This window comes from Pseudomonas sp. UBA6310, assembly GCF_002438225.1.
Lineage (GTDB): Bacteria > Pseudomonadota > Gammaproteobacteria > Pseudomonadales > Pseudomonadaceae > Pseudomonas_O > Pseudomonas_O kuykendallii.
Genome location: NZ_DJTK01000062.1, coordinates 1 through 9,140, shown reverse-complemented (window position 1 = coordinate 9,140; position 9,140 = coordinate 1). Strand labels below are relative to the sequence as shown.

9 protein-coding genes are annotated in these 9,140 nt (G+C 65.0%); 3 read left to right on the top strand and 6 right to left on the bottom strand.

What is annotated here, in order from left to right:
* From B3E91_RS14905 to B3E91_RS14890, 4 genes are all read right to left on the bottom strand, one after another.
* A partial coding sequence (locus tag B3E91_RS14905) for a saccharopine dehydrogenase NADP-binding domain-containing protein (protein ID WP_287030165.1) occupies positions 1-440 on the bottom strand: 440 nt, incomplete at its 3' end.
* A gap of 128 nt (positions 441-568) precedes the next feature.
* The gene (locus tag B3E91_RS14900) at positions 569-1,666 is read right to left on the bottom strand and encodes a carboxynorspermidine decarboxylase (RefSeq protein ID WP_287030164.1); all 1,098 of its coding nucleotides are present in this window, start codon (positions 1,664-1,666) and stop codon (positions 569-571) included.
* Between the two features lie 276 nt (positions 1,667-1,942).
* Positions 1,943-2,158 (bottom strand): hypothetical protein, encoded by a 216-nt coding sequence (locus B3E91_RS14895; protein ID WP_090231545.1) that lies wholly within the window; start codon positions 2,156-2,158, stop codon positions 1,943-1,945.
* 74 nt (positions 2,159-2,232) lie between these two features.
* Positions 2,233-2,772 (bottom strand): DUF3087 domain-containing protein, encoded by a 540-nt coding sequence (locus B3E91_RS14890; protein WP_287030163.1) that lies wholly within the window; start codon positions 2,770-2,772, stop codon positions 2,233-2,235.
* 266 nt (positions 2,773-3,038) lie between these two features.
* On the opposite strand from B3E91_RS14890, the gene B3E91_RS14885 reads away from it, so the two are divergent.
* Both B3E91_RS14885 and B3E91_RS14880 read left to right on the top strand, forming a co-directional pair.
* On the top strand, positions 3,039-4,280 hold the full coding sequence (locus B3E91_RS14885; RefSeq protein WP_287030162.1) for an OprD family porin: 1,242 nt from the start codon (positions 3,039-3,041) through the stop codon (positions 4,278-4,280).
* Positions 4,281-4,330: 50 nt separating this feature from the next.
* Positions 4,331-5,926 (top strand): argininosuccinate lyase, encoded by a 1,596-nt coding sequence (locus B3E91_RS14880; protein WP_287030161.1) that lies wholly within the window; start codon positions 4,331-4,333, stop codon positions 5,924-5,926.
* A 149-nt stretch (positions 5,927-6,075) separates the two neighbouring features.
* Here B3E91_RS14880 and B3E91_RS14875 read toward each other — a convergent pair whose 3' ends face one another.
* Complete coding sequence (locus B3E91_RS14875) at positions 6,076-7,434, bottom strand: cation:dicarboxylate symporter family transporter (protein ID WP_287030160.1); 1,359 nt, start codon at positions 7,432-7,434, stop codon at positions 6,076-6,078.
* A 158-nt stretch (positions 7,435-7,592) separates the two neighbouring features.
* On the opposite strand from B3E91_RS14875, the gene B3E91_RS14870 reads away from it, so the two are divergent.
* Positions 7,593-8,525, top strand: a complete 933-nt coding sequence (locus B3E91_RS14870) for a LysR substrate-binding domain-containing protein (RefSeq protein WP_287030159.1) — start codon at positions 7,593-7,595, stop codon at positions 8,523-8,525.
* A 30-nt stretch (positions 8,526-8,555) separates the two neighbouring features.
* On the opposite strand, the gene B3E91_RS14865 is transcribed toward B3E91_RS14870, so the two are convergent.
* Positions 8,556-9,140: TonB-dependent siderophore receptor (locus tag B3E91_RS14865; RefSeq protein ID WP_287030158.1), on the bottom strand; the 585-nt coding region annotated here is incomplete at its 5' end.

Sequence of the window (9,140 nt, the reverse complement as noted above, 5' to 3'; positions counted from 1 at the left end):
AGGATGGCGGTGACGTTCTTCTGCCGGCATTCCTCGAGGTGCTTCCACTCGTAGTTGCCGTACCAGGGCGGCGTTTCGCAGACCTTGCCCGGTTCCTCGTGAATGGCGGTGTCCAGGTAGGCGGCGCCGGTATCGATGCAGGCACGCAGCACCGACATGTTGAGGAAGGCGGAACCGACGTTGATCACGATCTGCGATTCGGTCTCGCGGATCAGCGTCTTGGTCGCTTCGATATCCAGTGCGTCAAGCGCGAAAGCCTTGATATCGGCGGGCTGCTTGAGGCTGCCCTTGGCTTTGACGCTGTCGATGATGGCCTGGCATTTGGAGATGTTCCGCGACGCGATGGCAATACGACCGAGTTCGTCGTTGTGCTGCGCGCACTTGTGGGCCACCACCTTGGCGACACCTCCTGCGCCAATGATAAGAACGTTCTTCTTCAATTGTTTCACCTCCTGGTACTGCGGTTTTGAGACGGTTATTGCAGGCCTGCTCGTCGTCTCGCGAGGCAGGCTTTTTTCATCCGACCGGAGCGCCGCGGGACGTCGGCGACGCCCGTTTGCCGACGCCGTCAGCCGAGGCTGGACAGGTAGTCGTCGAAGCCGAACTCGCGGACCACCTCGACGCTGCCGTCGAGCTGCTTGACCACGATGGCGGGCATCTTCAGGCCGTTGAACCAGTTCTTCTTGACCATGGTGTAACCGGCCGCGTCGACGAACGACAGGCGATCGCCGATCTGCAGCGGCTTGTCGAATGCGTACTCGCCGAAGATATCGCCGGCCAGGCAGGATTTGCCGCACACCATCCAGCTGTGCTCGCCCGCGCTGGGCGCGAGCTTGGCGTTGAGGCGGTAGATCAGCAGGTCGAGCATGTGCGCCTCGATGGAGCTGTCCACCACGGCCAGATTCTTGCCGTTGTAGAGGGTGTCGAGCACGGTCACTTCCAGCGAGGCGCTCTGGGTGATCGCGGCTTCGCCCGGCTCCAGGTAGACCTGTATGCCGTAGTTCTCGGAGAAGGCCTTGAGGCGCGCGCAGAAGGCGTCCAGCGCGTAACCCTCGCCGGTGAAATGGATGCCGCCGCCGAGGCTGACCCACTTGACCTTGTGCAGCAGGTGACCGAAGCGCTCTTCGATATGGCCGAGCATCTTGTCGAACAGGCCGAAGTCGCCGTTCTCGCAATTGTTGTGGAACATGAAGCCGGAGATTTGCTCGATCACCGCTTCGATCTTCGCCGGGTCCCATTCGCCCAGACGACTGAACGGGCGCGCCGGGTCGGCCAGCAGGTAGTCCGAGCTGCTCACCTGCGGGTTGACGCGCAGGCCGCGCACCTTGCCTTCGGAGGGCTCGGCGAAGCGCTGCAACTGGCTGATGGAGTTGAAGATGATCTTGTCGCAGTTCTCCAGCATCTCGCCGATCTCGTCGTCGGCCCAGGCGACGCTGTAGGCGTGGGTCTCGCCGGCGAACTTCTGCCGGCCGAGCTTGAGCTCGTACAGCGAGGACGACGTGGTGCCGTCCATGTACTGCTGCATCAGGTCGAACACCGGCCAGGTGGCGAAGCACTTGAGCGCCAGCAGGGCCTTGGCGCCGGACTGCTCGCGCACGTAGGCGATCTTCTGCATGTTGACCAGCAGCTTCTGCTTGTCGATGAGGTAGTACGGCGTCTTGATCATTTCGAGGCTCCGGCGCGCCCAGCCAAAAAAAGGACGCGAATTGTGCCGGCCCCCAGTCGATATCGGAAGGGCGGGACGCGTATTTCGCTGTGCGAGCGCCCTGCCCGCTCCCGCCTGGATGAAACAAAACACCGCTGCCAGGCCCTTGCACGCATGCCCGGACGCTGGCGCAGCCGTTGCCGCGGGGCGCTGCGCGGCCACGAGGCGTGTGTAACGCGATCTTTCCGCGGATGGCCTCGCTGCGTCGCGCGGCCGTGTCGGCGCGACGGGCGGTAATCAGGCGCGCCTGCGCTCGTCCACGTCCAGCGCCTGGCGGACCTGGCGCAGGTCCGCGGCGTCCTGGTTCAGGCTGTGGATGACCTCGAGCAATTCCCCGCGCAGGACCTGGCATTCCATCCGTTCGGCCATTTTCATCACCGCCAGCGCGGCGCGCTCGTTGTGGTAGGCGACGAGGTCGAGGGTCTTGCGGGTACGGCGGGCAGCACTGTTCATGGAGGGGCACCTGGAAGTTCAGGGGCCATACCCTAGAGCAGCTTTGTTGCCGCGATATTTCAGCCGGGCGGCGCTCAGGCGGCGAAGCCCCGCTTCACCGACTCCAGCCAGGCGGGGTCGAGGCGCGTCTGTTCGGTATCCAGGCCGGCCTCCTCCATGCGCTGCCGGTGCCGTTCGATCTCGGCCCGGGCCTGGCCCTGGTCGCTGCTGTTGCCGTCCAGTTCGTGCATCTGCATCAACCCCAGGTGATAGAAGCGCAGCAGCTTCATCGCCACCGGGTCGCCGGCGGCCACGCCCGCCTCGAGCCGATGCATGAGATTGGTGATGCTCATCAGGCTGCGCTTGAGCTGCCAACCGTAGAGGCTCGGCGCCAGCCAGGCCTGCGACCAGAAGCGTAGGCGCACCAGCGCCACGCTCAGGCCCAGCCCGATGACCACGCCGGCGACGTTCCAGCGGAAGTTGTCGCCGCCGCTTTCACCGAACGCCAGCACCAGGATCTGCGAGAACAGCATCGCCAGCGCGAGGAACAGCACGGCGACGATCAGCGTCGCGCGGCGCGTTTGCCGACGGTAGGTTTCGGGGTCGAGCGGTTTGATTTCGAACGTCGCGGCCACCGTGGCTCCTTGGGTGAGCGGATAACAGTCGCCGCATTATCACCGCATCCTGCGGGCCCTGTGGACTTCCTGGCGAGCCAACGCGCTTTCGCTCAACCCCGGATGGCCACCAACCAGCAGCACTAAAAACTCAAAAAGTATCGAATACAGACTTTATATATATTTTAAATATTCAAATACAGGTCCTAGCATCGTCCTGGATGTCACCCGGCGGCTTTTCGCAGGTGCCGTCGCCACAACAAGAACAACAAGCACAGGACATGAACATGTCGATTAAACCTCTGCACCTGGGTCTGGCTTCGGTCGGTCTCGGTATTGGATTCACCCTCCCCTCCATCGCCAGCGCGGAATTTCTGGAAGACAGCAAAGCCGAGCTGGAACTGCGCAACTTCTACTTCAACGGTGATTACCGCCAGGAAGATGCCAACCAGTCGAAACGTGAAGAGTGGGCTCAAGGGTTCCTGCTGCGTTACCAATCCGGCTTCACCCAGGGCACGGTCGGCTTCGGCGTCGATGCCCTCGGTCTTCTCGGCGTCAAGCTGGACTCGGGGCAGGATCGGCAGAACTCCGGGTTGTTGCCGGTAGGCGACGACGGGGCACCCGATGACTACAGCCGGGTTGGCGCCACCGCCAAGGCCCGAGTCGCCAACAGCACGCTGCGCTTCGGTACGCTGATTCCGCGCCTGCCGACGGTGCAACCGAACAATTCGCGCCTGCTGCCGCAAACCTTCCAGGGCACCCAGCTGACCTCGAAGGACATCGACGACCTCACCCTCAATATTGGGCGCCTCACGGAAAACAACCTGCGCAACAGCAGCGGCGGCGACAAGCTCGCCGCTTCGGGCTCAGGGTTGAGCGGTCGCCAGGACACCGACACGTTCGATTTCTTCAGCGCCAGCTACAAGTGGAGCAAGGCGCTGACCACCGGCTACAGCTATGCCCATCTGGATGCCAACTACAAACAGCACATATTCAATCTCAGCCACGACCTGCCCTTCGGCAAAAACCAGGCACTGAAGAGCGATATCCGCTACGCGCGCTCCACCGACGATGGCGCGACCAATGTCGACAACAACGCCTTCGGCGCCAAGTTCACCTACAGCTTCGGCTTCCACGCCCTGGGCGCGGCCTACCAGAAAATGTCCGGCGGAACCGGCTTCCCCTACCTGCAGGGTACCGACCCGTTCCTGGTCAACTACGTGATGCTCTCGCCGGACTTCGCCAACCCGGACGAACGCTCCTGGCAGGTGCGCTACGACTACGACTTCGCCGGCCTTGGTATTCCCGGCCTGAGCTTCATGACCCGTTATCTGCGCGGCGACAACTTCGAGCTGGCCAACGGCGCGACCCGTGAATGGGAGCGTGATACCGACATCCAGTACAGCTTCCAGAGCGGCGCGCTGAAGAACCTCGCCGTGCGTTGGCGCAACGGTACCTATCGCAGCGGCGGCGATCAGGACATTGACCAGAACCGCCTGATCGTCAGCTACACGATTCCGCTGCTTTGACACCTCGCCCCGCCCACAACCGCCGGCCCGCACCGGCCCAGGAAACGCTCATGCACACCAGAAAATCCCTGCTGCACCTCGCCATTCTCTTGGCCCTGGCCGGTGGCCCGGGCGCCTATGCCGCCAACACCGGCGAGATGAACTGCAAGACCACCGCCGAGTGCGCCGCGCAGGCGAAGAAGATCGGCGCCACGGTCGAGAAGCCCGCGGCGGGCAAGAAAAAAAGCGACGACGGTCAGTTCGACTGGATCAACCGGATCAACAAAGCCTCCATCGTCATGCTCACCGAGGAAGGCATCGTCTCGGCCGACGAAGGCCGCAAGATCGCCGGCAGCGTGCGCTACACCATCGACCAGGGTGAGCGGCCGGACGGCAAGCGGCCCACCGACGTACTGCAGATCGAGCGCATCATGACCGACAAGATCGGCCCGGAAGCCTCGCTGATCCACTCCGGGCGCAGCCGCCAGGACATGTACGCGACCTACCGCCTGGCCAGCCTGCGGCGTCAGGTGCTCGATTACGGCGATGCGCTCGATGCATTGCGCCAGCGCCTGCTCAAGCTGGCCGCCGAGAACATCGACACGCTGGTGCCGGCCTACACCAACGGCGTACAGGCGATGCCGATCAGCTACGCGCACTATCTGCTCGCCTACGACGCTTCGTTCGAGCGCGACGCGCAGCGCCTCCACGAACTCTACGCACGGCTCAATCTCAGCCCGATGGGCACCGCCGTGCTCGCCAACTCCGCCTACCCGCTCAACCGCACGCGCCTGGCCACGTTGCTCGGCTTCGATGGCGTGCGCGAGAACTCGCTGGATGCCAGCCAGGTTTCCCCGTACGACATTCCCCTCGAAGCGTCCGCCCTCGTCGCCTCCACGGCGATTCGCATCGGCGCGATGATCGGCGACATCCACACCCAGTATCACCAGATCCGCCCGTGGCTGCTGCTCGACGAGGCTTCCACCTACACCAGCAGCGCGATGCCGCAGAAGCGCAACCCGGGGCTGCTGATGCGCACCCGCGAGGCCGCCTCGGACGTGGTCGGGCTGTCGCAACTGGTGACGCTGCGCGCGCACAACGTCACCACCGGGATGACCGACTACAAGTTCGCCTACGACTCCTCCGGCCTGTTCGACGAGAGCGTCGAGATGATCGACCGGATGAACACCGTGCTCGATGCCCTGAAAATCGACTCGGCGCGCAGCCTGGAAGAACTCGAGTCGGAATGGACCACCTCGATGGAGCTGGCCGACACCCTGGAGCGCCTGCACGACGTGCCGTTCCGCATCGGCCACAGCTTCGCCTCGCTGATCGTCACCTATGCCCGTGACCATGGCATCACGCCGAAAGCCTTCCCCTATGCAGAGGCGCAGAAGCTCTACACCCAGGCCGCGAAGAAATACCAGTGGAAGACCACCGAGTTGCCCCTCAGCGAAGCCGCGTTCCGCGCCACGCTATCGCCGCGTGCCATGGTGGATAGCCGCCAGGGCATCGGCGGCCCGCAGCCGGCGGAAGTCAAACGCATGCTGGCGCAGGCGCAGAAGACGCTGGGCACGGATCAGGACTGGATGCGTGAGCGGCGCCAGCGCCTGAGCGACGCCGAAGCGACGCTGAACGAGGCGTTCAGCAAGCTGGCCGGCGACTGACGCCCGGCAACGACCGGTCTGCCGCTGCCCCAGGCGCAGCGACGGACCGGCCTGCCCCGCCCCGAAAAACGCGCGGTGCCCGCCGCGCCTGTTGAGCTAGCGGGTGGCATTCACGCCGCAGCGCTGTCCACCTTGTACCGGCACGGCCCTCAGCGCCTCTCTTCGCCCGCCGCGCTGCCATTCGACGGCTCTTCGGCATGCCCACCGCCCGCGCCGCGCGAAGTGTTGCGCAGCGGCCCCCGCCCGGGTACCGCGCGAGCCGGATTCAACGCCCGCTGCAAGATCGTCTGGTCCAACGAGCCGTGCCAGCGTGCGATCGCCAGGCAGCCTACGCAGTTGCCCAGCACGTTGGTCAGCGAACGGCATTTCATCAGCCGCTCGACGCCCAGCAACAGGCCGGCGCTTTCCACCGGAATCATCGGCAGAACGCTCAGTGTCGCGGCCAGGGTCAGGAACGAGGAACCGGCGATGCTGGTGGAACCCATCGAGGTGAACAGACACACCAGCAGAAGGCCAAGCAGTTGCAGGCCATCGAGTTCGACATTGCCGGTCTGGGCGAGGAATAGCGCAGCGCAGGACAGGTAGATGTTCGACCCCGCCAGATTGAAGGTGTAGCCGGTGGTCAACACCACCCGCGCCGACTGCCGTGCGCATCCCAGCCGTTCCAGCTTGCGCAGCAGCCCCGGGAGAGCGATCACCGAGGACCCGGTGGACGCCACCAGCAACAGCTCTTCCTTGATGTACGCGATCAACCGGAGCAGGCCGACGCCCGCGAACCGCGAGGCGGTGGCGAGCACGATGCCAACGAATGCCAGGCAGGTGAGGTAGATCACCGCGATGAACTTCAGCAGGTGAACCGTCGAGCCCGGCCCGTAGCGGCCGATGGTGAAGGCCATGGCGCTGAAGGCCGCCAGTGGGGCGAAACGCAGCAGTACCCTGAGCAAGGCGAACAGCAGCGCCAGCAACCGGTCGAGGGCCGCGAGAACAGGTTCACCGAGGGGTCCCAGGCGGCTCAGCAGGTAGCCGCAGACCAACGCCAGCAATGCCACCTGCAACACCGGGCTGCGACTGAGGAGTTGCCAAAGGTGCAACGGCGAGACGCCGGCTCCCGCCTCGACCATGCGTTCGGTGCCCTGCCCCGTGCTGTGAACCTGGGCGGCCAACGTGTGCGTCGGGAATTCGGACGGCGGAGCGAAGCCGTCGCCGGGGCGCAGCAGCAGAGCCCCGAGCAGCCCGCAGAGCAATGCCAGCACCTTGAGTGCCTCGAAATAGACCAGGGTGCGTGCGCCCAGTCCCCGGGCCTGGCGGCGACAGCGCAAGCGCGCCACGCCGGACGTCACCAGAACGAACATCAGCGGCGGTATCGCCCAGCCCACCAGTTGGAGGAAGCCGCTGCCCAGCGGCTTCATGGCCATCGCCAGGTCCGGGCGCCAGAGGCCCAGCAGAATACCGGCGCTCACCGCGACGACGATCTGCAGGGTCGGATTGCGTGCCAGCTTGAGAATCATGCGTGGGTCCGCTGCAGCGTGAGTTCTTGTTATTGGACCGAAGACTTGCCCCGGGCTGCCGTATCCTACCCAATTACGCCGCCGACCATCGCCCGCTGCGCCATTTTTCCAGGCCGCGGTCCGCCGGCCGAAAACCACCCCTCATTGGCGAGCCCCGCATGGAACTACGGCACTTGCGCTACTTCACGATGGTCGCCGAAGAGCGCCACTTCACCCGCGCCGCGGCGCGCCTGCACATGCAGCAGCCTCCGCTTAGCCAGCAAATACGCGCGCTGGAACTGGAGCTGGGTTTCGATCTGTTCAAGCGCCACGCCAAGGGCGTAGACCTCACCGCCGCCGGCCAGGTATTCCTCGAGGAAGCCAGGGCGATCCTCGCTCAGGTGGACAACGCCAGCCGCCGCGCCGCCCGCGTTGCAGAAGGCGTGGAGGGCGTCCTGTCGATCGGTTTCACCAGTTCCGCCGCCGCGCACCCGCTGATCCCGCGGATCATCCGTGCCTACCGGCAGGCGTTCCCACGCGTCAGCATCGTGTTGCATGAGGGCAATGCACGCGGCCTCACCGATGAAGTGGGCACGCGCAGCCTGGATGTCGGCATCCTTCGCGCGCCGGTCGCCCGCCCCGACGAGGTGCAGTTCCACCGCCTGCTCAACGAGGAACTGCTGCTGGTGCTGCCGGTGGACCATCCGCTGCTGGCCGGACGCGAGGCGCCCGACGGAATGCCCGAACTGCGCCTTGTCGAACTCAGGGACGAACCCTTCATCCTGGTGCGCCGGCCCGGCGCGCCGGGAATGTACGCGAACCTGTTGAAGGCCTGCCGCAATGCCGGCTTCGAGCCGGAGGTGGCCTTCGAGGTCGAACGCATGCTGACCAATGTCAGCCTGGTGGCGGCTGGCGCCGGCGTATCTGTGGTGCCCGCCTCGATGAAGGACCTGCAGCGCGCCAGTGTCGTCTATTGCCGGATCGTCGGCGCCAAGCCGCGCCTGGCAGCGCCTATCACCCTGCTCTGCCATGCGCAGAACCAGACACCGCCGGTGATCAACTTCACAACCCTGGCACGTCGCCTGAGCGGAAGGCTGTACCTCGCCCGCTAAGCCCCGCGCCGTTCGCCAGCCACGCCATCCTCACCAGTTGAACGACACCGTGCCGAGCAGCGTGCGCTCCTCACCCCAGTAGCAGCGCCCGGCGTTGTTGCAGCCGGTCACGTATTCCTGGTCGAAGAGGTTCTTCGCGTTGACCTCGGCGGACCAGTGCTCGTCGATGCGATAACCCACCGAGGCGTCCACCAGGGTCACGTCACCGGTATCCAGCGTGCCGTACAGCGACGCCGCGGTGTAGGCGAAGGTGCTGTCGAAATGGCGCACGCCGCCGCCGATGTGGAAGCCCTTGAGCGCGCCGTCGAGGAAGCGGTAGGTGGCCCAGACCGACGCCTGGTTGCGCGGCACGCCGGTCATCTGGTGGTCTTCCAGCAGCGAGCCGGGGCTGTCCTTGGTGATGCGCGCGTCGGTGTAGGAGTAGGACGCCACCAGGTTGAGGTTTTCGTTGAGATCGCTGTTCAGCTCCAGCTCCACGCCCTTGGCGCGGCTCTCGCCGACCTGGCGGTAGCCGCCGGTGGTGGCGTCGGCGATCACGTCGTCCTCTTTCACCAGGTCGTAGACGGAGGCGGTGAAGGCGGTGTTCCAGCCCTTCGGCTCGTACTTCACGCCCAC